The organism is Holzapfeliella saturejae (assembly GCF_037546065.1).
GTDB lineage: Bacteria > Bacillota > Bacilli > Lactobacillales > Lactobacillaceae > Holzapfeliella > Holzapfeliella saturejae.
In genome coordinates this window covers 710,680-735,630 of sequence record NZ_JAWMWG010000001.1, presented here as the reverse complement: position 1 = coordinate 735,630, position 24,951 = coordinate 710,680, and the positions used below count along the sequence as shown (strand labels likewise).

25 protein-coding genes and 1 other annotated feature are annotated in these 24,951 nt (G+C 35.4%); of the genes, 4 read left to right on the top strand and 21 right to left on the bottom strand.

Annotation, left to right across the window (positions count from 1 at the left end; translation table 11 throughout):
• Window positions 1-5 precede the first annotated feature (5 nt).
• From R4Y45_RS03600 to R4Y45_RS03580, 5 genes are all read right to left on the bottom strand, one after another.
• A complete protein-coding gene (locus R4Y45_RS03600; RefSeq protein WP_339969364.1) occupies window positions 6-1,268 on the bottom strand; it encodes a bifunctional folylpolyglutamate synthase/dihydrofolate synthase in 1,263 nt (420 codons plus the stop codon).
• 1 nt (window position 1,269) lies between these two features.
• The gene (locus R4Y45_RS03595; protein WP_339969362.1) at window positions 1,270-3,912 is read right to left on the bottom strand and encodes a valine--tRNA ligase; all 2,643 of its coding nucleotides are present in this window, start codon (window positions 3,910-3,912) and stop codon (window positions 1,270-1,272) included.
• A 38-nt stretch (window positions 3,913-3,950) separates the two neighbouring features.
• Window positions 3,951-4,172, bottom strand: a binding site (T-box leader).
• Between the two features lie 28 nt (window positions 4,173-4,200).
• Window positions 4,201-5,421 (bottom strand): tRNA uracil 4-sulfurtransferase ThiI, encoded by a 1,221-nt coding sequence (gene thiI, locus R4Y45_RS03590; protein WP_339969360.1) that lies wholly within the window; start codon window positions 5,419-5,421, stop codon window positions 4,201-4,203.
• 14 nt (window positions 5,422-5,435) lie between these two features.
• Complete coding sequence (locus R4Y45_RS03585) at window positions 5,436-6,584, bottom strand: cysteine desulfurase family protein (protein WP_339969359.1); 1,149 nt, start codon at window positions 6,582-6,584, stop codon at window positions 5,436-5,438.
• A 116-nt stretch (window positions 6,585-6,700) separates the two neighbouring features.
• Window positions 6,701-8,407 (bottom strand): septation ring formation regulator EzrA, encoded by a 1,707-nt coding sequence (locus R4Y45_RS03580; RefSeq protein WP_339969358.1) that lies wholly within the window; start codon window positions 8,405-8,407, stop codon window positions 6,701-6,703.
• 291 nt (window positions 8,408-8,698) lie between these two features.
• Here R4Y45_RS03580 and rpsD point away from each other — a divergent pair, with 291 nt between their 5' ends.
• The 4 genes from rpsD (at window position 8,699) to R4Y45_RS03560 (ending at window position 11,450) form a co-directional block, all read left to right on the top strand.
• Window positions 8,699-9,313, top strand: coding sequence for a 30S ribosomal protein S4 (gene rpsD, locus R4Y45_RS03575; protein ID WP_339969357.1), 615 nt, complete (start codon window positions 8,699-8,701; stop codon window positions 9,311-9,313).
• Between the two features lie 85 nt (window positions 9,314-9,398).
• Window positions 9,399-9,866, top strand: a complete 468-nt coding sequence (locus R4Y45_RS03570; RefSeq protein ID WP_339969355.1) for a YueI family protein — start codon at window positions 9,399-9,401, stop codon at window positions 9,864-9,866.
• A 2-nt stretch (window positions 9,867-9,868) separates the two neighbouring features.
• A complete protein-coding gene (locus R4Y45_RS03565; protein WP_339969353.1) occupies window positions 9,869-11,152 on the top strand; it encodes a replication-associated recombination protein A in 1,284 nt (427 codons plus the stop codon).
• A gap of 4 nt (window positions 11,153-11,156) precedes the next feature.
• Window positions 11,157-11,450: a hypothetical protein gene (locus R4Y45_RS03560; protein ID WP_339969351.1), complete on the top strand. Its 294-nt coding sequence runs from the start codon at window positions 11,157-11,159 to the stop codon at window positions 11,448-11,450.
• Between the two features lie 26 nt (window positions 11,451-11,476).
• Here R4Y45_RS03560 and R4Y45_RS03555 read toward each other — a convergent pair whose 3' ends face one another.
• The 16 genes from R4Y45_RS03555 to R4Y45_RS03480 form a co-directional block, all read right to left on the bottom strand.
• The gene (locus tag R4Y45_RS03555; protein WP_339969349.1) at window positions 11,477-12,439 is read right to left on the bottom strand and encodes a DUF2785 domain-containing protein; all 963 of its coding nucleotides are present in this window, start codon (window positions 12,437-12,439) and stop codon (window positions 11,477-11,479) included.
• Window positions 12,440-12,465: 26 nt separating this feature from the next.
• The gene (locus tag R4Y45_RS03550; RefSeq protein ID WP_339969347.1) at window positions 12,466-13,644 is read right to left on the bottom strand and encodes an FtsW/RodA/SpoVE family cell cycle protein; all 1,179 of its coding nucleotides are present in this window, start codon (window positions 13,642-13,644) and stop codon (window positions 12,466-12,468) included.
• Window positions 13,645-13,677: 33 nt separating this feature from the next.
• On the bottom strand, window positions 13,678-13,908 hold the full coding sequence (locus tag R4Y45_RS03545) for a DUF2969 family protein (protein ID WP_339969345.1): 231 nt from the start codon (window positions 13,906-13,908) through the stop codon (window positions 13,678-13,680).
• 8 nt (window positions 13,909-13,916) lie between these two features.
• Window positions 13,917-14,207 carry a membrane protein insertion efficiency factor YidD gene (gene yidD, locus R4Y45_RS03540; protein ID WP_339969343.1) on the bottom strand — a complete coding sequence of 97 codons (291 nt, stop codon included), beginning with the start codon at window positions 14,205-14,207 and terminating at the stop codon, window positions 13,917-13,919.
• Window positions 14,207-15,190, bottom strand: a complete 984-nt coding sequence (gene mreB, locus R4Y45_RS03535; RefSeq protein ID WP_339969341.1) for a rod shape-determining protein — start codon at window positions 15,188-15,190, stop codon at window positions 14,207-14,209. Before mreB ends, yidD begins: the two co-directional genes overlap by 1 nt.
• A gap of 202 nt (window positions 15,191-15,392) precedes the next feature.
• Window positions 15,393-15,821 (bottom strand): F0F1 ATP synthase subunit epsilon, encoded by a 429-nt coding sequence (locus tag R4Y45_RS03530; RefSeq protein ID WP_339969339.1) that lies wholly within the window; start codon window positions 15,819-15,821, stop codon window positions 15,393-15,395.
• A gap of 11 nt (window positions 15,822-15,832) precedes the next feature.
• Window positions 15,833-17,269 carry a F0F1 ATP synthase subunit beta gene (gene atpD / locus R4Y45_RS03525; RefSeq protein WP_339969337.1) on the bottom strand — a complete coding sequence of 479 codons (1,437 nt, stop codon included), beginning with the start codon at window positions 17,267-17,269 and terminating at the stop codon, window positions 15,833-15,835.
• A 16-nt stretch (window positions 17,270-17,285) separates the two neighbouring features.
• Window positions 17,286-18,236 carry a F0F1 ATP synthase subunit gamma gene (locus R4Y45_RS03520; RefSeq protein WP_339969335.1) on the bottom strand — a complete coding sequence of 317 codons (951 nt, stop codon included), beginning with the start codon at window positions 18,234-18,236 and terminating at the stop codon, window positions 17,286-17,288.
• A 15-nt stretch (window positions 18,237-18,251) separates the two neighbouring features.
• The gene (gene atpA / locus R4Y45_RS03515; protein ID WP_339969334.1) at window positions 18,252-19,760 is read right to left on the bottom strand and encodes a F0F1 ATP synthase subunit alpha; all 1,509 of its coding nucleotides are present in this window, start codon (window positions 19,758-19,760) and stop codon (window positions 18,252-18,254) included.
• A gap of 21 nt (window positions 19,761-19,781) precedes the next feature.
• Complete coding sequence (gene atpH / locus R4Y45_RS03510; protein ID WP_339969332.1) at window positions 19,782-20,324, bottom strand: ATP synthase F1 subunit delta; 543 nt, start codon at window positions 20,322-20,324, stop codon at window positions 19,782-19,784.
• Window positions 20,324-20,836 (bottom strand): F0F1 ATP synthase subunit B, encoded by a 513-nt coding sequence (gene atpF, locus R4Y45_RS03505; protein WP_339969330.1) that lies wholly within the window; start codon window positions 20,834-20,836, stop codon window positions 20,324-20,326. Before atpF ends, atpH begins: the two co-directional genes overlap by 1 nt.
• A 46-nt stretch (window positions 20,837-20,882) precedes the next feature.
• Complete coding sequence (gene atpE, locus R4Y45_RS03500; protein ID WP_056974883.1) at window positions 20,883-21,104, bottom strand: F0F1 ATP synthase subunit C; 222 nt, start codon at window positions 21,102-21,104, stop codon at window positions 20,883-20,885.
• A 27-nt stretch (window positions 21,105-21,131) separates the two neighbouring features.
• The gene (gene atpB, locus R4Y45_RS03495) at window positions 21,132-21,842 is read right to left on the bottom strand and encodes a F0F1 ATP synthase subunit A (RefSeq protein WP_339969326.1); all 711 of its coding nucleotides are present in this window, start codon (window positions 21,840-21,842) and stop codon (window positions 21,132-21,134) included.
• Window positions 21,843-22,000: 158 nt separating this feature from the next.
• Entirely contained in the window at window positions 22,001-22,630 is a 630-nt protein-coding gene (gene upp / locus R4Y45_RS03490) for a uracil phosphoribosyltransferase (protein ID WP_339969324.1), read from the bottom strand.
• Between the two features lie 33 nt (window positions 22,631-22,663).
• Window positions 22,664-23,902, bottom strand: coding sequence for a serine hydroxymethyltransferase (glyA, locus tag R4Y45_RS03485; RefSeq protein ID WP_339969322.1), 1,239 nt, complete (start codon window positions 23,900-23,902; stop codon window positions 22,664-22,666).
• A gap of 34 nt (window positions 23,903-23,936) precedes the next feature.
• Window positions 23,937-24,950, bottom strand: a complete 1,014-nt coding sequence (locus tag R4Y45_RS03480; RefSeq protein WP_339969320.1) for an L-threonylcarbamoyladenylate synthase — start codon at window positions 24,948-24,950, stop codon at window positions 23,937-23,939.
• Window position 24,951: the final 1 nt, after the last annotated feature.

Here is a 24,951-nt window from a genome sequence, read left to right as displayed (position 1 = left end):
CCCCCTTAGTTCTTATTAAAGAACTTTATGACTTCAGATGCAAAATAAAATGATCCACAAATTATCAATGTGTCAGTTGGACGAGCTTGTTGCAGCCACTGTTTGATATAGGCTACATAGTCCTCAATATAGGTCAAATTTTTAAAGTCCAACTGAGCAAAATCTGTTTGTTTAGCTGCTCGGGGATTATCAATTGTTGTGACTTTAATCTTGTAATCTGCTAAAAGATTAAAAATGCCACGGTAATCTTTGTCCTTCATAATAGCCGTTAAAATTGTGACCTTGGTTTTGTCAGGATAATGACTAGCTAGATACTTCTTTAGTTCCTTAACAGCCGCCACATTATGAGCACCGTCAACAATAATATCAGGACCTTTGTGTACTAATTGATATCTGGCTGGAATTTGAACTGAATTAAGCACTTCAACTACTTCTTTGGGAGTTAGTAGCTTAGCTACTAATAACTCATAGGCTTGAATTGCTATGGCCATATCAATTTGCTCAACATTAGCTACTGACTTAATATTTGAATAAACCTGGTGTTGTGTTTTTATTACTTGCTGCGCAACATTAAATTGCTGGTTTAACCAATAGCTATCAGCATGTTGTTCCCGTATTCGTTTTTGTATAATCGGTCTAATTACTTTTGGAACATGTCCAATCACAACAGGCCGAGTTGATTTAATAATACCGACTTTTTCTGTTGTAATATCTGCTAAAGTTGGGCCAATAAGAGCTTGATGATCCATACCAATTGACGTGATAATTGACAATTCGGGGGTAATCACATTTGTCTTATCGTGTTCTCCTCCAATACCAACTTCAATAATGGCATAGTCCACTTGATTTTTAGCAAAAGCCAAATAACCAAGAACTGTCACAAACTCAAATTCAGTAATTACAAACTCAGGTTGTTGGTCACTAATTCTAGCAAGTACTGGTCTAATAATTTCGACCAGTTCAACCAGTTCTTTATTACTAATAGGCTGATTATTAATTTGAATCCGCTCATTAAATTGAATAATAAATGGTGAAATAAATAAACCGACTTTTTGATTAGTTGCCGTAAGTAAATGACTCAAATAATAACAGGTCGAGCCTTTACCATTTGTTCCTGTAACATGAATTGTCTTAACTTTATTTTGCGGATTCTCTAATTGATCAAGCACTAATTTGATATTTTTTAACGAATTAGTGCGTTGCATTTTCGGGAGATTATGAATAAAACTGACCGCTTGATCAGCCGTCAGTTTATGAGGTGTTGCCATATTATTGATTATCCTTCAATTCTTGAATACGTTCTAATACGCTATTAAGTTGTGATTGATAATCTGCTTTTTTATCTTTTTGTTCAGCTACAACTTTTTCAGGTGCTTTGCTTACGAACCCTTCGTTTGATAATTTTTTATCAATACGTGCAATTTCACTATTTAAATTGTCAACTTCTTTATTTAGTTTTTCAATTTCTGCTGAAATATCTACTAATTCTGCTAATGGCACAAAGATTTGGGCACCTGTAATCACTGCATTTAGTGCTAGTTTTGGTGCATTGATATCTGTAGCGATTGTCATTGATTTTGGATGAACAAAACGAGCTAAGAACTCAGCATTATTATTCAAAATATCAGCTTGTGCATCCCCATCCACACGAATTTTTAAGTCAATTGGTGTTGAAAGTGGTGCATTCGCTTCGGCACGAATATTACGGATTGATTTAATAACATCAATTAAGAAGTCCATCTCTTCAATCGCTTGTTCGTCTTCAAATTCAGCGTGAGTGATTGGATATTCTGCAACCATTAAGCTCTTACCTTCATGAGGCATTGATTGCCAGATTTTTTCAGTTACAAATGGCATAATTGGGTGCATTAAGCGTAAGATTTGATCAATAACATAAACCAAGTGGTTTGCTTTAATTGCTTTTGCTTCTTGATCTTCACCCGTAAAGATTGTTTTACTCATTTCAATATACCAGTCAGCAACATCGTTCCAGATAAAGTTATATAGTGCACGTCCTGATTCACCAAATTCAAATTGATCATTTAGACGTGTAACATCTTTAACAGTTTTGTTCAAACGAGCAAAAATCCAACGATCAGATAAGTCAAAGTTTTCTGGATTTGGTAAATGAGCATCCTGCGTACCTTCTGGTAAATTCATAATAACAAAACGGCTCATATTCCAAATCTTGTTAATGAAGTTCCAAGCAGCATCCATTTTATCGTAACTAAATCTTGTATCTTGTCCTGGAGTTGAACCTGTTGATAAGAACCAACGTAAAGCGTCTGCACCATATTGATCAATAATTTCCATTGGATCAATTCCATTACCCAATGATTTACTCATCTTACGTCCTTGTGCATCACGCATCAATCCGTGGATTAAAGTGTATTCAAATGGACGTTCATTAGTTAATTCTAGTCCTTGGAAAATCATACGTGCAACCCAGAAAGGAATGATATCGTAACCCGTAACTAGTGTGTTATTTGGATAGTAGCGTTTGAAGTCACTAGCTTCGACATCTGGCCAACCCATTGTTGAAAATGGCCATAACGCACTTGAGAACCATGTATCTAAAACATCTTCATCTTGTTCCCAGTTTTCAGCATCTTGAGGGGCTTCTTCCCCAACATAGATTTCGCCTGTTTCTTTGTGATACCAAGCTGGAATACGGTGTCCCCACCATAATTGTCTTGAGATAACCCAATCATGAATATTTTCCATCCAACGTGTAAAGGTTCCTTCAAAACGATCAGGAACAAACGTTACTTTTTGATCAGTTTCTTGATTTCTTAGTGATTCTTCAGCTAATGGTTTCATTTTAACGAACCATTGTGTTGAAAGTCTTGGTTCAACTGGTACACCTGAACGTTCTGAGTGACCAACATTGTGAGCCATTTCTTCAACTTTTAATAAAGCACCAGCTTCATCTAAATCTTTTACAATAGCCTTACGAACATCAAAACGGTCCATGCCTTCGTACTTACCAGCGTTTTCATTCATTGTACCGTCAGGATTCATAATGTTGATACGTTCTAAGTCATGACGATTACCTACTGCAAAATCGTTAGGATCATGAGCTGGTGTAATTTTTACTGCACCTGTACCAAATTCACGGTCAACATAAGTATCCGCAATAATTGGTAATTTACGGTCAGTTAGTGGTAAGATAACTTCTTTGCCGATGTAGTCTTTGTAACGATCATCATGAGGATGAACTGCAATCGCTGTATCTCCTAAAAGAGTTTCTGGTCTTGTTGTTGCAATTTCAATATAACCTGAACCATCAACATAAGGATATTTAATGTGGTAAAAAGCACCTTGGTCTTCTTGGTGAACAACCTCAATATCTGAAAGAGCTGTTTGAAGAGCTGGGTCCCAGTTAATGATGTATTCATCACGGTAAATTAAACCTTTGTTGTACATTTGAACGAATACTTTTTTAACAGCATCGCTTAACCCATCATCTAAAGTAAAACGTTCACGAGAGTAGTCAAGTGATAGTCCCATTTTACCCCATTGTTCTTTAATATTTTTAGCGTATTCGTCTTTCCAGTCCCAAACGCGTTCAAGAAACTTTTCACGTCCTAAATCATGACGTGTTAAGCCTTCTTCTTCACGGATTTTTCCTTCAACTTTTGCCTGTGTTGCAATACCAGCATGGTCCATACCTGGTAAGTATAAAGTATCAAATCCTTGCATGCGTTTTTGTCTGATAATCATATCTTGTAAAGTCGTATCCCATGCATGTCCCATATGTAGCTTACCTGTAACATTTGGAGGTGGGATAACAATAGAATAAGGTTTTGCTTTCTTGTTGCCACTTGGTTTAAATAGATCTTCATCTAGCCATTGTTGGTATTGGCCTTGCTCCACTTCTTGTGGATTGAATTTTTTAGATAATTCAGTCATATTATTCCTCCTAAATAAAAAATCCTAGACAACTTAATGTCTAGGACGAATTGATCGCGGTACCACCTAAATTGAACCTAATTGTTACAAGACAACTAGATTCCTCTTTATATCACTAAAGATAACGGGGTTTACCGGTTTAATTTACTCATTTCAATTAAACAGCTCGCAAGCTACCTGTTTTTTCTGCTTTAAAATCTTTCAGCGGGTCGATTTTATCTCTGTTAGTCGAAAAAACACCTCTTGGTCGTTGCTATTGACTATATTCTACTAAATTTATCTCAAATGTCAAAGTAAATCTTCAAAGTCTGCTTGATTATTTGTTGTTAAGAAGTCTTCATCTGGATAAATATCAGTTATTTGAATATTGTCTAAGGCCTCTTGAATCATCGCTTTTGAGTCTAAAGCTTTTTCATATAAAACTGCTTTTTCAGTCTTAGGTCTAGTCTTAGGTCTAGTTGGTGCAAAAATTGTACAACAATCTTCAAACGGCATAACCGAAAGATCAAATGTATCAATTTTTTCAGATATTCGAATAATATCTGTTTTATCCAAAGTCGCAACTGGACGAATGATTGGGGTATTGGTCACATCATTAATTGCCATCATACTTTCAAGCGTTTGTGAGGCAACTTGTCCAATTGATTCTCCATTGGAAATAGCTAATCCTTTACGTTGTTCACGAATTAAATCAGTTAATTTTAGCATAAAGCGACGTTGAACCGTCATCAAATATCCTTCTGGAATATTTTGCTTAATTTGTTCTTGGATATGGGCAAAAGGAACCGCGATAAATTTAATTTTACCTGAATAAGCTGCCAGCTTACTTGTCAATGCTTTAGCTTTAGCTAGTGCTTTATCTGTTGTATAGGGTGGTGAATAGAAGTGAACCATTTCTATTTCAATCCCACGTTTCATCGTCAAGTAAGAAGCAACTGGTGAATCAATCCCACCAGAAAGCATCAACATCGCTTTACCTGCAGTACCAACAGGTAAACCACCTGCCCCTTTAATTGTTTGGTTAGATAAATAAACGGCATCATGACGTACTTCAATTCGCAAAATAACGTCTGGGTTTTTCATTTTTACTGCAATATTAGGCAGGGCATCTGTCACACTACCTCCAACTAATTGATTAATTTCATTAGTATCTAGTTCATACTCATGGTCACTACGGCGTGTGTTAACTTTAAATGATAACCCTTCTTGATAAATAGCCGTCATCATTTCAACAGCAGCTTCTTGAATATCTTTAATATTCTTAGATACTTTAACGGCTGGCGAATAAGTTTCTATTCCAAATACTTTAGCTAGTTTTTGGTCAACGACTTCCCAGTCTTCACCATTCAACTTAATGTGCATTCGATCACGTTTAGTTGAGATATCAAGATGACTTAAATCATGCAAAGCACGGCTAACATTACCATGCAAACGGTTGATGAATTCTCGACGGTTCTTACCTTTAGTCGATAATTCACCATATCTGACTAATACTTCACTAAATTGCATAGATGCAACTCCTTTTAATAACTTATATTTTTAAAACGTTTGTAGATTGTTTCAAATTGACTGATAAATTCTTTTGCTTCAGCCAAGGTATTATCAGCTGAAAAACTCAATCTAATAGCACCTTGAGCAATACGGTCATCAACGGCCATCGCCTTTAGCGTACCTGAACCAGTCTCTTCCTTACTAGAACAAGCACTAGTGGTTGAAACATAGATTTCTTGTTCTTCAAGTAAATGAACCAATGTTTCACCTCTTACGCCCTCTAGAGCAAAGGTTAAAATATGTGGGGCAAAGTGATCTGATACAGGTGAAAAAATAGAGATACCCGGTTTATCAGTTAGGTAATTGGTCACTTCCTGTTTAATAGTTGCTGTTGTTTGGGCTGCTTGTGATTGCGTTTCAAGTGCTAATCTCAAAGCTTTAGCACTAGCCACAATTCCTGGCGTATTTTCAGTTCCTGAACGTAAATTTTGTTCTTGTCCACCACCACTGAGTAGTGGTTGTAATTGACGGTTGGCTTTTTTATGTAAAAAGCCTACGCCACGAGGACCATTAAACTTGTGTGCCGAAAAACTCATTAAATCAATGCGATCATGGAAAAATTTAGGCCACAGATTTTTGCCAATAGCTTGAACTGCATCAACATGATAATGAATCGACGGATAGTCTTGTAAAATTTCACCAATTTCTTGAATCGGCTGAATCGATCCTATTTCATTATTCACCGCCATTACTGAAACTAAAATTGTATCATTTGTAATGGCTTCTTTCACTGTTTGGGGATTGACTACGCCTGTATTGTCGACTGGTAAATAAGTTACTTTAAAACCAAATTCTTCTAGTTGCTTCATTGAATTTAAGACGGCTGGGTGCTCAATTTGAGTCGTAATTAAATGATTACCTAGTTTTCGTTTTGAAAATGCCGTTCCTTTGATTGCCAAATTATCAGACTCTGTCCCGCTACTTGTAAAAATTATTTCGCTACCTTTAACGTCTAATAAAGCGGCAATTTGTAAACGAGATCGCTCTGCTAACAAAAAGCTTTGTTCGCCAAATTTGTGCAAGCTTGAGGGATTAGACCAATACTTTTGACTAACTGCTTGATAAGTATTCAGCACATCCGAATTGATGAGCGTTGTTGAACTATTATCGAAATATATCAATTTAATATCCACCTTTTAAACTAAAAAAGACCAGTAATCTGGTCTAAGTCGTTTGTTTGAACGTCTAAAATATTATAGCGGAAATACGCTTAACATTCAACACGTTAACTTATTTTTTATAAGCCTTTGTAGTAGTCGTTTTCTATTTTTTGATAAGCACCAGGTTCAACTTTTTCTAAAGCGCTTGCTATTACGTCTAAAGCACCTTCATAATCAAAATCTTGATTATATAGCTGATAAGCTTTTCGAACAGCTTCATTAATTCCTTGATTATCTTGAATATATTTATTGCTGTACTGAATAGCAATCTCTGTTAGTTCTGAAACAGCCACAATATTTTCAGAATCTGTCGTTAGTTTATTTAAATCTTGCTGCGCTAAAATCAAATCATCTGAAATTTGTTTCATATCAATTTTAACTTGATTCAATTCATTATAGATTTTTTCGATTTCAGCTTCAACTAATCGATAATATTCAATAAAACGTGCTGGATAGCCAGGTAATTTATAACGATCTAATTTACGTTTTAGCATATTTAAATTCAAATTCATTTCTTGAACAGACTGCTGTGCTACTTTTTCTGCTTCGGTCAGTCCTTCAATATCTTGTTGAATTTCTTGCTGACGAATTGCAATTTCATCTAATCGTTGATTGATTCTCAAGAAGTCAGCCTTAATTTCAGAATAAACAGGTGATTCTGTTTCTATTTTTCTAAGATCTAAATCAAAGTCATTTTTCATTTGACTAATTTCAGAACCAATATGACCACTTTCCGTAATTTCATCATTCGTTAAAATATAACTTTGATCAATATGAACCAATAAATCCATTAGTTCTGAACTCGCTAATGAGACTTTTTCAAACTGTTCTGACAATCGAGTTTGAAAATCCATTACAAAGTTCTTAGCATTCATTTCATTTTCTAATATCTGCTCAATTTCCATCATTTTGTTAGTGATGCTGTCAATTGAACTTTCTACTTCATCTAGCTTGATTTCATTTAATTGCTGATTGGCTTGATTAAGTGTTGCATTTAAATTGTCGATAAGGGTTTGAACATTCACATTTGAAAAACGATAGCCTTGGTTTAATAACTGTTGATAGTCATCGCTGATTTCTTTGACTTGTTTAGGTAACTTGTCACTTAATTTTTCATAGCTTTTTTTAATTCTTGGCAATTTTTGTGCCAAATGATTAAGCTGCAATCTCAAATAACTTAAGACACGATGTGTCTCAATGTGATTACCTTCATTATTCAACTTTCTAACGTCTGAAAATTTATTTTCAAGCCCGAGTAAATAGTCCTCTAAAAAATGAATAGTTTGACCATAATTATAAGATTTAGATAAAATATCTTTTCTCATCGCCGCATATTTATCGTAAATTTGCTCGATTTCTTGTTCTGACTCACTATTTGCAGCAATCAACTGATCAAAAACAGACTCAACATCTTCAACATCTTGCTCAGCTTCAAACACTTCTTGCTTCAAGTCAGCTAACAACGCATTGGCTGTTAAAAGTCTGAGGTGATTTGTCGTTTGTGCAACTTTTTGATTTTTTTGTTGTAACTCTTCTGAGCGAGACTCTATTCCTAAATAGACCTTTGCCCAATTATTAAAAGTAATCAGACTAGACCCTGATAAAGTAATTCCTTTAAGGTGCTGATACTTCTCATCCAATTCAGCTGATTGAAAAGCATCAATAACTGCACCAATGTGTGTCGTAACACGTTTATTTCTAACAAAATTCATTAGTAATTGAATGACAACTGCAAGTATTATTAAAATACTTATTGAAAGCACAACTGTTTGCCCTACTGACATAAAAGCTTCCCCCAATATTCCATATAACTATTATTGTATCAAAAAATAAAGCCTTTGAAGAGGTTTTTTATTAAATAAATAAACTTGATTTAAAATGCTATCTCATCTATAATAATAGGAGTGTAAAATATTGCAGCAATAAGTGGCAAGAACGTCAACATTTTATGGCGCTTTAAGTGAACGAGTACCCCGCGGCTGCACGTGGTGAAAGTATCAACATAAAATGCACGAATGCCGAACTTATTTCTTATATTTTACTCCAATAATCAAATTTTATGGAGGAACATTTTTATGTCAAGATATACAGGTCCTAGTTGGAAAAAATCTCGTCGTCTTGGAATTTCTTTATCAGGTACTGGTAAAGAACTTGCACGTCGTAACTACGCACCAGGTGACCACGGTCCAAACGCTCGTCGTGGTAAACTTTCAGAATACGGTTCACAATTACGTGAAAAACAAAAACTACGTGTGATGTACGGTTTAACTGAACGTCAATTTATGAACCTTTTCGTTAAAGCTGGTAAAATTCGTGAAGGTAAACACGGTGTTAACTTCATGGTATTACTAGAACGTCGTTTAGATAACGTTGTTTACCGTTTAGGTCTAGCAACTACACGTCGTCAAGCTCGTCAATTAGTAAACCACGGTCACGTGACTGTTGATGGCCAACGCGTTGATATTCCTTCTTACGAAGTAAAACCTGACCAAGTTATCGGACTAAGAGAACGTTCACAAAACTTGGCTATCGTTAAAGAAGCAGTTGAAGCTACAGTTGCTCGCCCTGCTTTCGTTTCATTTGACGATAACAAACTAACAGGTTCATTAACTCGTTTACCAGAACGTGATGAACTAGAACCAGAAATCGACGAATCACTTGTTGTTGAATTCTACAACCAAAAACTTTAATATTTATATATTTTGTTTATTCCCCGGTATCCTTATCGGGGATTTTTTAATACACTTTTATTAGATACAAAAGGAGGTATTCTCATTGTCAGATAAATTAAATGAACGCTTAGAACAAAGTGGGATGACTTCCACCCCACAAACTAACCCGGATGAAAGAAGAAAATACTTAGGTTCACTTCGAGAACGTGTATTAGTTAGGCTTTCAGTTGCACAATTGAAAGACCAAAAAATTGTTAAAACTTTAGTTTCTCATATTCCGAGCTATCAAAATTATCAAGTCTTAATTAACAATAAAATCAATACCGCCAATGCTTCTTTAATCATCAAATGTTGTTCTCAAAATAATATCAAGTTTTCTTTAATTAGTGATCAATCCGCTCAAATTGAAGATGACAAAACGGGTGTATTAGTGGTTTCAAGTGAAGCTATCAATGAACCTGTTATCGATATTGCTCAAAAGTATAGTGAAAATGATGAGGTTGATGCTCAACCTAAATCTCAAAAACTTTCATTTTGGGGTAAATTAAAAAAATTAATTAAAGGAGATTAACCATGTCAGCTCCCCTAGCCTTCCGCATGCGACCTCAGACAATAGCTGATATTGTCGGACAACAGCATCTAGTAGGCAAAGACAAAATTATCAATCGTATGGTTAAAGCTAAACGGCTGACTTCCATGATTTTATACGGACCTCCAGGTATTGGAAAAACCAGCATCGCTAGTGCAATTGCAGGTAGTACAAAATATGCTTTTAGACAGCTAAATGCTGCTACTGATGGCAAAAAAGAACTCAAAATCGTAGCTGAAGAAGCTAAAATGAGTGGTGCTGTCGTTTTATTACTAGATGAAATTCATCGTTTGGATAAAACTAAACAAGACTTTTTATTGCCGATGCTTGAATCAGGTAAAATCATTTTAATTGGTGCTACAACTGAAAATCCATATATTTCGATTTCCCCTGCTATCCGATCACGAACTGAAATTTTCGAATTATACCCTTTGAGTTCTGATGACATTAGTCAAGCAATTAATCGTGCTTTATCTGATCAAACCAATGGATTAGGTAAGTATCACGTCGAATTAACAGATGAAGCAAGAGAACTGCTGATAACACGTAGTAACGGCGATTTACGAAACGCTTTAAACGGTCTTGAACTTGCTGTACTATCGTCTTATCAGGAAGAATCTGATCAACTTACTATTAATGAGGCAATCATTAAAGATTCTATTCAAAAGCAAAATATTTCTGCTGATAAAAATGGTGATAGTCATTACAACCTACTTTCTGCTTTTCAAAAATCGATTAGAGGATCTGATACAGATGCCGCACTCCACTATCTTGCTCGGTTAATATTATCTGGGGATTTACCTAGTATTATTAGACGGTTAACCGTGATAGTTTTTGAAGATATTGGTTTAGCTAATCCACAAGCTTGGCTGCATACAATGACAGCTATTGAAGCAGCTGAAAAAGTCGGCTTTCCTGAAGCCCGTATTCCATTAAGCAATGCGGTTATTGAACTTTGCCTATCACCCAAATCAAATTCAAGTTTGGCTGCTATTGATCAAGCCTTATCAGATATTCAGACCAAACGTATTAGCGATATTCCTAGCCACATTAAAGATGCACATTATAGTGGTGCAGAAAAGTTAGGAAGTGGTGTTGGTTACTTATATCCTCATGATTTTGAAAATGATTTTATCGCTCAAGATTATTTGCCTAATAGTCTTAAAAATGCTCACTACTTTAAGCCTAAAGGAAACAGTAAATTTGAAATCTCATTCAAAAATCAATATCAAAAATTAAAAGATTTACAAAGAAAAGGACGTCGTTAACGTTATGATTATCAAAATTATTATGATAGCCTTCATTGCTATTATTTGCTATATTGCAGGCTGTTTATTTTATACTAAGGATAAACCCTTCCTTGTTTTTCATCCCGAAAAAGATCGTTTTCTAAGTCGAGCACTATTAATATTTGCAATTATGTTAGTAATAGTTGCTATAATTGGTGCAATTGTTACTTTCACACTACCTGCTATTTATAATATTATTACACTCATCTTAACTAGTGTCATTTTAATTGTTTTATCCATTGTGCTATCGGTTTCAATCAATACGAATATCAAATAAAAAAAGCCATTTAAAAATGGCTTTTTTTATTTGATCTCATTTCTAATTAAATTACTAATAGATTCTGGCAAATCTTCCAAAACTAACAAACTATCTATAAGACGTTCACTGTTATAGACTTGATGCCAAAATCCCAATTGTTCGTTTGAACTATAATCATCTTTGTACTGATCATTCCATTGTGTTAAAAGCATCACAATAAAGTGATTATAAAAATTATCTCTTAATGAAAAAGTTAAGACTAACTCTGCTAATACTTGATTTTCACCAAAAATAAGAGGTACATCTGTTTGTAAATAAGCAAATAATACAGCTGTCACTAAGTAAACCTTTAGTGCCCGATGAACGGGTGCCTCACAAATCTTTTTAGTGGCCTCAACAATTAAACTATAAGTTTGAATCCAACCCATTTTGGGATTGTATCCTTGATAGTCTTGTTCCAATAATGAGTAAGTCACCAATTTCAATGCAATTTTTTGGTAATCTTGTGGAGATAATAAGTTATAAAACTTTTCATCTTCAACTAAAAGGGCATTTAAAATTAATAAAACACTACTACGGACTAAAACTGCATTATTTTTGGGTTCCAAAATATGAGCATACAAATTATCTGGATTTAAGATGAAATCTTTCAACCAAATTAACTGATTTTCACTATAATAATGTTTTTTAATACACTCAACAATTGTTTTTAGAACATATTTCTCTCTAATTTCAACATCCGTTACGCCAATAAATTGTGACAAAAACTTTAAATCATCAATTTTTGGAGATTGAATATTTTTTTCTTGAGCAAGAAACTTAATTCTCTCTTTATTATCATCAGTTAATTCTGCTACTTGAACTGGACGACGTCTTTTTTGATAGTTGACTTGTTCTTTTATCTTGTGAAACTGTTGGTAAAGCGTATTGTAAAAGTCACCTGTTTCAAAACGCTTAAACAAGTTACTGACATTTTGCTCAACTTCAACTAGTTGACTGCTAGTCATTTAGCCACTCTCCTAACTGATAAATACTAAAACTCTCCTTTTCCACTGAAAATATAACTCTTATGGTGATATTTCATCGAAAGAATCAATCCAACACCAATCATATTTCCTAATAAAGCCGATCCCCCTGCCGAAATAAATGGCAATGGGATTCCGGTTAGTGGTAGAAGATCAATACTCATCCCAATATTTTCAAAAACATGGAATAAAATCATCATAATGACACCTGTCGAAACATATGAATAAAAAGCGTTACGCGTTTGAAATGCAACTTTAACCATATTAAAAATCAAATAAAAATAAGTTAAAATAACACAGATAACACCGACAAACCCAAAACTTTCACCGATAATAGAAAAAACCATATCAGTAGTTTGAACAGGTACATTAACGACTCTGACACCGAATCCTCGACCAAATAATTCTCCTGAACCAATAGCCTTCATACTTTGCCATAACTGCATGGAATTATTAGCAGTATCCCCTGACGGGTCTAACCAACTATTAATTCGTTCAAATTGGTAAGCTTTGAAATTAAATTGTCTTAAGATTCCCTGACCATTTGGTGTTGATACTAACAAAATTGCAATTGTCCCAATAACAGCTACGGTTAAGAAAACAGGTAGCAAAATTTTCCAAGTGACCCCAGAAACTAGAATTGCTCCGCCTAAGATGGCAAAGAATACTAGCATTGTCCCAAAGTCATTTTGTAATTTCAAAAGCACCGCAACAGGCAACATTACTAAAATTAATTTAGCAATTAAAATACTATCATTTCGAACAGTATGTTCTCGATAAAGTTGGTTGTGACGATAAGTTAATCGTCCCAGCATCAAAATAAATGCCGGTTTCATCACCTCTGAAGGTTGAAAAGTAAATGGCCCTACTTTAAACCAACTCATAGCTCCTGTATCAGCAGCAAGCGATCGATCATGAAATATCAAAACCAAAAACAGCAACGTGAGTCCTGCAGCATACGCATAAGGCGACACTTTAAATAGCTGTTCAGAATCAAATTGCATAATAACAGCAACAATTAAAAAACCGACAAAATACCAAATAACTTGAGAAACAATTGCTCTTAAATTAGCGCCTGAAGCTAACCAAATCGCATACATTCCGACAATAGCTAATAGTAAAACAGGTACAATAATTCCAAAATCTAGTCGATCAATTAGGCTCGGCTTTTCATCTACTTGTGCCATAATTTATACTCCCCTAGATTTTTATTTTATAATTTAAATTTTGCCATGTAAGTTAAAGTAAACTAACAAATCATTAATGGCGCTTTCTAAATTGTTTGCAAATAGTGTTTTATTCGATTTTTCAATATCTATTTGATAGCGTGATTCTGCTTTTTTAATCGTTCCAATAACTTGTTTATTTGGAATCACTACTTCATAGTAATTTTCATTTTTTTTATTAACTTCGTTAACTTCTACATTAATGTTTTTAACTTTTTTAGACATAAAATTCTCTACTCACTACTTTTTTTATTTTTGTTAATTATTTCGTCACCAATTTTATCAGATTTCTTATTTCGAAACAGTGAAAACTTATCCGGAACAAAATCAAGACCACCTTTATTGAATGGCTGACACCTCAAAATTCTTGATATCCCCATAATAGTCCCTTTAATCACACCGTGTTTTTCAATAGCTTTAAAGGCATACTGAGAACATGTTGGATAAAAACGACAACGCTTAGGTAATAAAGGCGAAATTTGAGTTTGATAAAATTTGATACACCTTAAGAAAATAAATCGCATTATCTTCTCTTAGCAATATTATCCAATAAAATACCAGTTCCAATAGCTACAGCATCTAAACTATTATCTGCCACAATAACTGGCACTTTTAAGTGGTGGGCTAAAAGACGGTCTAGATTATTTAATAAAGCTCCCCCACCAGTCAACATGATACCACGATCAATGATATCTGCAGCTAGCTCTGGTGGTGTTTGTTCTAGAACTTCTTTAGCAGCATCAATAATGCTCATCAACCCTTCAGATAGGACTTGTTCGACTTCTACTGCATTGATTGTCATCACTTTAGGTAGACCATCAATCATATCACGACCACGAACTTCAATTTCTTGTGATTCTTCTGCTTCAAAAGCTGAACCAATTTCTTTTTTGATTGTTTCAGCTGTTCGTTCACCAATCAAAAGATTATATTTTTGCTTAACATAAGCAACAATATTTTGATCCATTTTGTTACCCGCATAATGTAGTGAACGACTCGTCACAACTTCACCCATTGAAAGTACCGCAATATCACTCGTACCCCCACCAATATCAATAACCATATTACCTTGAGGTTTAAAGATATCAAGGCCAGCACCAACTGCTGCTACTTTAGGTTCAAATTCTAAGTAAACTTTATTACCGCCAGCTTTTTCAGCAGCTTGAATAATCGCCTTTTGTTCAATATCTGTTACATTTGTCGGTGCACAGATTAAAATATTTGGCTTAGATAAAAATCCTTTTAAATTCAATTTTTCAATAAAGTAAGTCAACATTGCTTCTGTAATATCAAAATCAGCAATAACCCCATCCTTTAAAGGTCTAATAGCCTTAATATTACCAGGTGTACGACCAACCATACGATAAGCTTCTGTCCCTACAGCAACAACTTCATCGTTTTTTGTATCGATTGCAACTACAGATGGTTCATTTAAAACAATACCATCTCCAGCAACATAAATTAATACATTTGCTGTTCCTAAATCGATTCCTATATTTTTAACCACGATTATCTTTCCCTTCACATGTCAATCATGTCGAATTTTAACATATTATATGATGATAACAATCTCATCAGTTTGATTTATAAAATTCTCTCCTCATATAATATCATAAATTGAACAAGTAAATATCAATTATTAACTAACAAAAACAGAAATTTAATAAAAAATAGCATTAAAAAAAGCGAACACAAAATGTGTTCACTTTTTATAGGTGCTTAGAAACATTAATTCGGTTCATTGCTTTCTTCAAAGCAACTTCAGCACGACGTTGTTGATCAATATCGTGTTGTGTTTCTGCTTCATGAAGTTTTTTCTCAGCTTCGCTTCTTTCTTGCTCAGCTTTGCTTAAATCAATATCTCTAGCACGTTCAGCACCGTCAGCCACAATTGTTGCAACATTATCTTGAAATTCGATAAAGCCACCGTTTACTGCAATTGCGTCAACGTGAGTTGTGTCATCGGTTCTTTTTACCCTAACTTCACTAATTTTTAGTGGGGCAACAATTGGTTCATGGTTAGCCATGATTCCTAAATCACCATCAATTGACTTCACACTCACCATATGTGCACGGTGACTATATTGAATGCCATAGGGAGTAACAACAGTGACAGTTATAATATTATTATCTGCCATGATTTTCACTCCTATTCTTGAGCTGAAGCTGCTTCAGCTGGTTGATGGTCATATCCCATTGATTTTGCTTTTTCAATAACATCATCAATTGGACCTACACCACGGAATGCATCTTCTGGAAGATCATCTAGTTGTCCATCTAAAATTTGTTTAAATCCAGCTACTGTATCAGCAACTGATACATATGAACCTTTTACACCTGTAAATTGTTCAGCAACGTGGAAGTTTTGTGATAAGAAGAATTGAATTTTACGTGCACGTTGCACAACTAATTTTTCATCATCAGACAACTCATCCATACCTAAAACAGAGATGATATCTTGCAATTCACGATAACGTTGTAACATGTGTTGAACTTCTGTTGCAACTTCATAGTGTTCTTGTCCAACTGTTTCTGGATCTAATGCATTAGATGAAGATTCCAGTGGATCAACCGCAGGATAAATCCCTTGTTCTACTAAACGACGTTCTAGGTTAGTTGTTGCATCCAAGTGAGCAAATGTTGTTGCAGGAGCAGGGTCAGTGTAGTCATCAGCAGGAACGTAGATAGCTTGAATAGATGTGATTGATCCATTCTTAGTTGATGTAATACGTTCTTGTAGTTGACCCATTTCAGTTGCAAGAGTTGGTTGGTAACCAACAGCTGAAGGCATACGACCAAGTAAAGCAGATACCTCTGAACCAGCTTGTGTAAATCTAAAGATATTATCAATAAATAATAGCACATCTTGTCCTTCAACATCACGGAAGTATTCCGCAATTGTTAGTCCTGTTAGTGCCACACGCATACGAGCTCCAGGTGGCTCGTTCATTTGACCAAACACCATGGCTGTTTTTTCTAGAACACCGGATTCTTTCATTTCAAAGTATAAGTCATTACCTTCACGTGTACGTTCTCCAACACCGGTAAATACTGAAATACCACCGTGTTCTTCCGCAATGTTATGAATTAATTCTTGGATTAAAACGGTTTTACCAACACCGGCACCACCGAATAATCCGACTTTACCACCACGTGTATATGGCGCTAGTAAGTCGATAACTTTAATACCAGTTTCTAAAATTTCACTACCAGTACTTAGTTCATCATAGTTTGGGGCTTCTTTGTGAATACCTTCACGTTTGAAGTCAGCAGGGAATTCTTCCCCACCATCAATTGTTTGACCTAAAACATTGAAGACACGTCCTAGAGTTTCTTTACCTACCGGCACAGAAATCGGAGATTTTGTATCTTCAACGATCATTCCGCGTTGCAATCCATCAGTTGATTCCATGGAGATTGTTCTTAAAACACCATCCCCAAGTTCAAGGGCAACTTCAAGAATGATTGAGTCGTTATCGTTTTTAGTTACTTTTAAAGCATTGTTGATATCGGGCAACTCATTATCTAATGGAAAAGCCACGTCAACAACGGGTCCAATAACTTGGACAATTTTACCTTGACTCAAACTGTCAACCTCCTTTTTATTCTTGTGCGGCTGCACCACCGACAATTTCGGTGATTTCAGTCGTAATTTGAGCTTGACGCGCACGGTTTAACTGAGTCGTTAAATCCGAAACAACGCTATCAGCATTTTTAGATGCATTTTGCATCGCTGTCATGGAACTGGCATGTTCAGCCGTTTTTGAATCTAAAATAGCACCGTAAATCATACCTTGTGCAAACTGAGGTAGTATTCTATCTAATACAGCTTCAGTTGACGGTTCAGTAATAAATTGTGCTTTAGGTCCTTCATGAACAGCATCTTGAATATCGATATCAGAAATAGGTAACATTTTTTCAGTTCTAAATTCTGATGAAATCGTATTAATATGGTGGGTATAACAAACATATAGTTCATCATAAACGCCATCCATGTACATATTAACAGCAGTTGAAACAATTTCACGGGATTCTTCAAAAGTTGGGACGTCGCTAATTCCACGAAATTCGTAAACTAGATTCATGCCTTGTTTTTTGAAGAAATCTGCACCTACACCACCAACTGCTAAAATTTCGGCTTCACGGCCTTCTTCTTTAGCTTGCTTAGCAAGTGACATCATTTGTTTAATTGCAGTACTGTTATATGAACCAACTAGTCCACGGTCTCCGGTGATAACCAAATAGCCAGTTTTCTTAACGGGACGATGGCTAATTAAATCACTCATATCACTGTTACGGAATAATGAGGCATAATCAAAGTTTTCATCATCAACAACACTATCTGAACTAACACCTAATTCATTTGTAATACGTGCTGCCATTAAGTGGGCAACAGTATTATAAAGCATTTCTTGATAATGTATATAGCTTTGATTAATCTTTTCGGTTTGATTTAATTTAACACCTGAAACCATTTGCATAGCTGTCGTAATTTGACCAGTTTTATTAATTGAACTAATTTTTCGCTTTAGTTCAAGTGTTGAGTCAGCCATCTATATTCCTCCCTCTTATTTTGATGTGAAACCATCAACAAAGTCGGAAATTGCTTGATTTAATTCATCAAGATTTTCTGGTAAATCTCCTGTTTTTTCAATTTGTTCAAGAATTGAAGCATGATTACTGTCAAAGTAGTCAAATAATTGAGCTTCAAAGTCTAGAATTTGATCAACTTCTACTTTATCTAAGTAACCTTTTGTCAATGCGTAAAGAATTAAGGCTTCTTTTTCCATTGGAAGAGGTTTGTGAAGTGGTTGTTTTAAGATTTCAACTGTACGACGACCACGGTTCAACTTAGCTTGAGTAGCAGAATCTAAATCAGATCCAAACTGAGCAAAAGATTCTAACTCACGATATGAAGCAAGATCCACACGAAGTGTACCAGATACTTTCTTCATCGCTTTGGTTTGTGCTGAACCACCAACACGAGAAACAGATTCCCCAGCGTTAATAGCAGGACGAGTTCCAGCAAAGAATAAATCACTTTCCAAGAAAATTTGACCATCAGTGATGGAAATAACGTTAGTTGGAATATAAGCTGAAATATCCCCAGCTTGAGTTTGAATGATAGGTAGTGCAGTCATTGAACCGCCACCCATTTCGTCACTCAACTTAGCAGAACGTTCTAGTAAACGAGAATGCAAGTAGAACACGTCACCAGGATAAGCTTCACGACCAGGTGGACGACGAAGTAGTAAGGAAATTTCACGATATGAAGCGGCTTGTTTTGATAAATCATCAAACACGATTAAAACGTGTTTACCGTTATACATGAACTCTTCACCCATAGCAGAACCAGCATAAGGTGCGATATATAGCAATGGAGCTGGTTCACTTGGACCGGCTTCCACAACGATTGTGTAATCCATTGCACCATATTTCTTCAATGATTCTACTTGACGTCTAACAGTTGATTCTTTTTGTCCAATCGCAACATAGATACAAACAACATCTTTGCCTTTTTGATTCAAAATTGTATCAATTGCAACAGATGTTTTACCTGTTTGTCTGTCACCAATAATTAACTCACGTTGACCACGTCCAATTGGCACTAATGAATCAATCGCTTTTAACCCTGTTTGCATAGGTTCAGAAACAGATTGACGTTGCATAACGCCAGGTGCTGGACCTTCAACTGGTCTTGTTTTTGTCGTTTTAATTTCGCCTTGACCATCAACGGGTTGTCCTAATGGGTTCACAACGCGTCCAATTAGTTCTTCACCAACTGGAACTTCCATGATTTTACCTGTACGTTTAACTTGGTCACCTTCACGAATATCATCATAAGTACCTAAGATAATGATACCAACATCGTTTGTTTCCAAGTTTTGAGCAATACCGTATGAACCATTAGAAAATTCAAGTAGTTCACTACTTAACGCGTTATCAAGCCCATGAGCACGAGCAATACCGTCACCAATATAGGTTACTGTACCAACTTCATCCACTACTAATTTATCTTGGTAGTTTTCAAGTTGTTTTTTAATTAATGCACTAATTTCTTCAGCCTTAATGCTCAATGGGGTCACCTCTCTTTATCTTTAATTTTGTAATGATTGTTTAACTCTTTTTAGTTTTGTTTGAACTGAACCATCAATCACTTGTCCTTGTGCTTCAACAATTACACCACCAATAAGTGATGGATCGATTTCATTTTCAAATTCAAAAGTTTTAAGACCAAATTTTTTGGCATATGCTTTGGCCAATTTTTCTTTTTGATCATCATCTAAAGCAACAACACTCGTTACTTTACCTACTGCTTTTTGATAGTACGCATTGTAGTAGTCATTAAAAGCAGCAATGATAAATTCAATTTTATCGAATCGTTTGTAATCTTGAACTAGACTTAAAAAGTCTTGAACATTTTGACTAAATGGTTGTGAGATTGTGGCAAGCAGTTCTTTTTTTTCGGAATCGGTTAATCTTGGGTCAGTTAAAACTGCACCAAGTTCAGGATTCTCTTTAACTAACTGCATAACTACTGACAGTTCTTCAAAATCTGTGTCTAATGTCTGTCTTTCAAGAGATAACTCATAAAAGGCTTTGGCATATCTTTGACCGATTGTTTTATTATCCAATTTCATTAGTCATCCAGCCCCTTAATATAGTTATTAATCAAATCTTTTTGATCATCGGCTGTTAAATTCTTTTGAATAAGTTTTGAAGAAATTGCCACGGCAATGTCCGCAATATCAGCTTGAGCACTATTTAAAGCATCAGTTTTTGATTTTTTAGCTTCTTCTAGTGCGTTAGTTTTGATAACTTTAGCTTCATTGTTTGCTTCATCAAGCATTTGTTGTTGTGTTGCTTTTCCGTGAGCTTTCGCATTTGAAACAATTTCAAGTGCTTCACTACGAGAGTTCTTCAAAGCATCTTCACGCTCTTGTGCGAGACTTTGAGCTTTTTTCTTAGAAGCTGCAGCGTTGTCTAAATCGTTTGAGATTTGTGAACGACGCTTTTCTAACATGTTGTTAACAGGTTCCCAAGCAAAATGTTTGATGAGGAGCATTAAAACAACAAACATAACAAAGTATAAAATAACGTCACCTAGCTCAAGTGATGAAAGTTTCAATCCGATTAGTGGATATAAACTCATTTATCTGCTCCTTTCTTTGTCAAGTTTTGACTCACTAGTTCATTAATTATCCTTTGAAAACAAATAGGATTAGAAGTGAGATAACGATTGACAAGATAGGAACTGATTCAACTAACGCAACCCCAACGAACATTGTACTTCTTAATGAACCTGAGTTTTCTGGTTGACGAGCCATTCCTTCGATTGTTTTTGAAATAAGTAGACCGTTACCGATACCACCACCAAGGGCAGCTAATCCGGCAGCTAGAGCAGCAGCTAATAATTGCATAGATAAATCCTCCGTATATTATATATATTATTCTTTTTCGATTTTATGTGATATGTATACCATTGACAATGTCACAAAAACATAGGCTTGTATTGCACCTATAAAAACAGAAAATCCTTGCCATAGTAGCGTCAAGGGCATTGCGACAACGTATGTTAATGCTCCGTTACTTTGGGCAAGTTGTCCAATTAATCCTAGGACAATTTCACCAGCGTAAATATTACCGTATAAACGTAACGCAAGTGTTAAAAAGTTACTAAATTCTTCAAATATATTTAATGGTAGTAGAAATGATACAGGTTTTACGTAGCCTTTTAAGTAACCACTAAATCCTTGTTTTTCAATACCATAATAAAAGGCCATTAATAATACAAACGATGCAAGCGTCATTGTAATCAATGGACTCGACGTTGGCGATTTAATTAAAACATATTCTCCAAATTTAGGTTCTAAAAATAATCCCAATTGGTTTGAGAAGAAGATGAAAAGAAATAGTACAAATGAGAATAAGTAGAACTTCTTCCCTTCTTCACCGGGTATTGATTGTTTCACAATACTATTTGTAAACTCAATAACTCTTTCCAACACATTTTGTTTTCTTGTTGGTCTAACTTTTGCGTTGCGAGCTAGAAGATATACAAATAAAAAGACCATGATACAGACAATCAACCCTGACATAATGTTCGTGAGATTAAAATTTAGTCCCATGAACTGAACAACGACCGGTTTTTCGCCCACTTCGTGACCTCCCCTCTAAAATAAAATCTTATATAAATCTTTAAAAAGACAATCAAATGATACCACCACATGTTCAAAAAGACAAAGCAAAAAATACGTTTTTTTCAAATATGTCGTAAATTGCTTAAAATAAAGAGACTTACATCTCTTGTAAGTCCTTATTTTGTGCCAAACAAGCGGTCTCCAGCATCCCCAAGTCCTGGGAAAATATAACCACTATCTGTCAATTCAGTATCTAATGATGCTGCATAAATATCAACATCTGGATGTTCTTTTTGAATGGCTTCAACACCTTGAGGTGAAGCAACTAGAACAACTAAGCGAATGTTTGTTGCTCCACGTTTTTTAAGTGCATCAATTGCCATATTGGCAGAACCACCTGTTGCAAGCATTGGATCCACCACAAATAATTCACGTTTATCAATGTCTGCAGGCAACTTAACAAAGTATTCGTGAGGTTGCAGAGTCTTTTCATCACGATACATCCCAATATGACCAATTTTAGCGGCGGGAATAAGCTCTAAAACACCATCAACCATTCCAAGACCAGCTCTTAAAATTGGAATCACGGCTAATTTTTTACCCGCTAATACCTTTTGCATTGATTTACCCATTGGTGTTTCAATTTCAACACTTTCCATAGGTAAATCACGAGTAATTTCATAAACCATCAATTCTGCTATTTCATTTGCAATAGATCTAAAATCTTTAGTCCCTGTATTTTTATCACGGATCATTGTTAATTTATGTTGAATTAACGGATGATCTAAAACTGTAAATTTGCTCATCTCAAATAAACTCCTTTTATTACTTTTTTAGACTTAAAAATCTAAAGGAAATTGACTAGTTAAAGCCAGTACTTGTGCTTTAACTTCTGCCAGTTTTTCTTCATTATCAAAGTTTTCAATCGCTTTCAAAATTAAATGAGCGACTTCTTTAACTTCTTTTTCTTTGAACCCACGGGTGGTAACTGCGGGTGTTCCTAAACGGATACCACTTGTCTTAAATGGGCCGTTTTCATCATTCATAATTTGATTTTTGTTCAAGGTGATTAAGACTGTATCAAGTAAGTCTTGAATTTCGCGACCATTGTGTCCTGTTTTCAGAATATCTAATAGTAATAGATGATTATCCGTTGTTCCTGAAACAATTCTCACTTGATTACTTGATTCAAAAACTTCTGCCATTGCTTTAGCATTTTTGATAACTTGTTTAGAGTATTCTTTAAATTCTGGTTGCATTGCTTCGTGTAAAGCTACTGCTTTTCCAGCGATAACATGTTCTAAAGGTCCCCCTTGGTTTCCTGGGAAAACAGCTGAATTAATCGCTTTAGCATACTCTGCTTTAGCTAAGATTAATCCCCCGCGAGGTCCTCTTAGTGTTTTATGCGTTGTTGTCGTGACAACATCAGCATAAGGGACTGGATTTTGATGTAGACCACTGGCAACTAATCCGGCAATATGAGCCATATCAACCATTAATTTAGCATCAACTTCGTCAGCAATTTCTTTGAATTTTTTAAAATCAATAGCACGACTGTAAGCAGAAGCACCCGCTACAATCAGTTTAGGTTTAATTTCAATTGCGGCTTTTCTAATTTCATCATAGTCAAGCACTTCAGTCTTGGGGTCTAAACCATAGCTATAAAAATGGTAGGTACGACCACTAAAGTTTACTGGTGATCCATGTGTTAAATGTCCCCCAGCAGACAAGTCCATTGCTAGCACACGGTCTCCATGATTCAATAACGCATAATACGCTGCCATATTCGCACTGGAACCAGAATGGGGTTGAACATTAGCATATTCTGCTCCAAATAGTTCTTTAGCACGGTCGATTGCTAGATTCTCAACAATATCAACATATTGCGTACCACCATAATAACGCTTGTCTGGATAACCTTCAGCATATTTATTTGTTAATGCACTCCCTTGAGCGTGCATCACACCTTGAGAAACAATATTTTCAGAGGCAATTAACTCAATATTTTGTCTTTGACGTTCTTCCTCTTTTTCAATAGCATCCCATAACACTGGATCTTGTTGTTTATAATCGGTCATTCCTACATCTCCTTGAATTCTATTTTCAATAAAATTAAGCCTGGTAATGTTGACCACTAGCCGCCTTATTCAAACGATTCATATACGCTTGCTCTAAGTCATCACCAGAAAATCCTTGAACAAAAATTTCATTGATATCTTGATTATCGTCGAAAAAGCGAAGACCGTCAAACAGTTTATTAGCTGCTTCTGCTACACCTTGTCCTAAAGTATAGTAAAAACGAGGGTTTTGCGGTTTTAATTTTTTTATAATATTTTCTTCAGCTATAAAAGCAGTATGATTAAGATGTTTTAATTTTACAATATTCAAAAAATCCTCTGGCTTATCAACGACATATACAGAAGCATTCGGAGCATAATGACGATATTTCATCCCTGGTGCTTTAGGAATAGCCTTATCACTTGGCTTTAAGTGATTCATTAAGACTGGTTGGTGAAGGACTTCTTGCAATGCTTTTTGACTAATCTTACCCGGACGCAAAATGATAGGTTGTTCAACTGATAAGTCAATCACTGTCGATTCCAACCCAATTTGCGTTTGACCACCATCTAAAATAGCGGCTATTTTCCCTTTTAAGTCATGATAAACATGCTGAGCTGTAGTTGGACTAGGCTTAGTTGATGTATTGGCAGATGGCCCAACAATAGGTCTGTTAAATTGTGTAATTAATTCTAGTGTAAGTGGATTATCAGGCATTCTAAAAGCGACCGTTTTTAGCCCTCCTGTGACATGTTTTGGGAGACTTCCCGGTTTGATTGGCAAGATAATCGTTAACGGACCAGGCCAGAATGTTTTCATTAATTGTTGAGCTGTTTTTGACAATTCCTTAGCATATGACTTCACCATCTCAATCGAATTCACATGAACAATCAATGGGTTATCACTTGGTCGCCCTTTTGCTCGATAAACATTTTGAACGGCTTCATCATTAGTAGCATCAGCACCCAATCCATAAACAGTTTCTGTTGGAAAAGCAACTAGCTGACCGTCAGCTAACAACTCAACACCCTGATTAATTTGTGCTTTTGTTAAAATTTTAGTTTCCATA

Excerpts from the sequence above, each read along its gene's own strand:
- thiI (WP_339969360.1), bottom strand. The coding sequence starts at position 5,421 with ATGCAATTTAGTGAAGTATTAGTCAGATATGGTGAATTATCGACTAAA.
- atpE (WP_056974883.1), bottom strand. The coding sequence starts at position 21,104 with ATGCAATTATTAGCTGCTGCTCTAGCTGCCGGATTAGCTGCCCTTGGT.
- R4Y45_RS03580 (WP_339969358.1), bottom strand. The coding sequence starts at position 8,407 with ATGTCAGTAGGGCAAACAGTTGTGCTTTCAATAAGTATTTTAATAATA.
- R4Y45_RS03565 (WP_339969353.1), top strand. The coding sequence starts at position 9,869 with ATGTCAGCTCCCCTAGCCTTCCGCATGCGACCTCAGACAATAGCTGAT.
- R4Y45_RS03555 (WP_339969349.1), bottom strand. The coding sequence starts at position 12,439 with ATGACTAGCAGTCAACTAGTTGAAGTTGAGCAAAATGTCAGTAACTTG.
- R4Y45_RS03480 (WP_339969320.1), bottom strand. The coding sequence starts at position 24,950 with ATGGAAACTAAAATTTTAACAAAAGCACAAATTAATCAGGGTGTTGAG.
- R4Y45_RS03595 (WP_339969362.1), bottom strand. The coding sequence starts at position 3,912 with ATGACTGAATTATCTAAAAAATTCAATCCACAAGAAGTGGAGCAAGGC.
- R4Y45_RS03600 (WP_339969364.1), bottom strand. The coding sequence starts at position 1,268 with ATGGCAACACCTCATAAACTGACGGCTGATCAAGCGGTCAGTTTTATT.
- glyA (WP_339969322.1), bottom strand. The coding sequence starts at position 23,902 with ATGACCGATTATAAACAACAAGATCCAGTGTTATGGGATGCTATTGAA.
- rpsD (WP_339969357.1), top strand. The coding sequence starts at position 8,699 with ATGTCAAGATATACAGGTCCTAGTTGGAAAAAATCTCGTCGTCTTGGA.
- R4Y45_RS03560 (WP_339969351.1), top strand. The coding sequence starts at position 11,157 with ATGATTATCAAAATTATTATGATAGCCTTCATTGCTATTATTTGCTAT.
- yidD (WP_339969343.1), bottom strand. The coding sequence starts at position 14,207 with ATGCGATTTATTTTCTTAAGGTGTATCAAATTTTATCAAACTCAAATT.
- R4Y45_RS03530 (WP_339969339.1), bottom strand. The coding sequence starts at position 15,821 with ATGGCAGATAATAATATTATAACTGTCACTGTTGTTACTCCCTATGGC.
- upp (WP_339969324.1), bottom strand. The coding sequence starts at position 22,630 with ATGAGCAAATTTACAGTTTTAGATCATCCGTTAATTCAACATAAATTA.
- atpF (WP_339969330.1), bottom strand. The coding sequence starts at position 20,836 with ATGAGTTTATATCCACTAATCGGATTGAAACTTTCATCACTTGAGCTA.
- R4Y45_RS03520 (WP_339969335.1), bottom strand. The coding sequence starts at position 18,236 with ATGGCTGACTCAACACTTGAACTAAAGCGAAAAATTAGTTCAATTAAT.
- R4Y45_RS03550 (WP_339969347.1), bottom strand. The coding sequence starts at position 13,644 with ATGGCACAAGTAGATGAAAAGCCGAGCCTAATTGATCGACTAGATTTT.
- atpH (WP_339969332.1), bottom strand. The coding sequence starts at position 20,324 with ATGAAATTGGATAATAAAACAATCGGTCAAAGATATGCCAAAGCCTTT.
- R4Y45_RS03545 (WP_339969345.1), bottom strand. The coding sequence starts at position 13,908 with ATGTCTAAAAAAGTTAAAAACATTAATGTAGAAGTTAACGAAGTTAAT.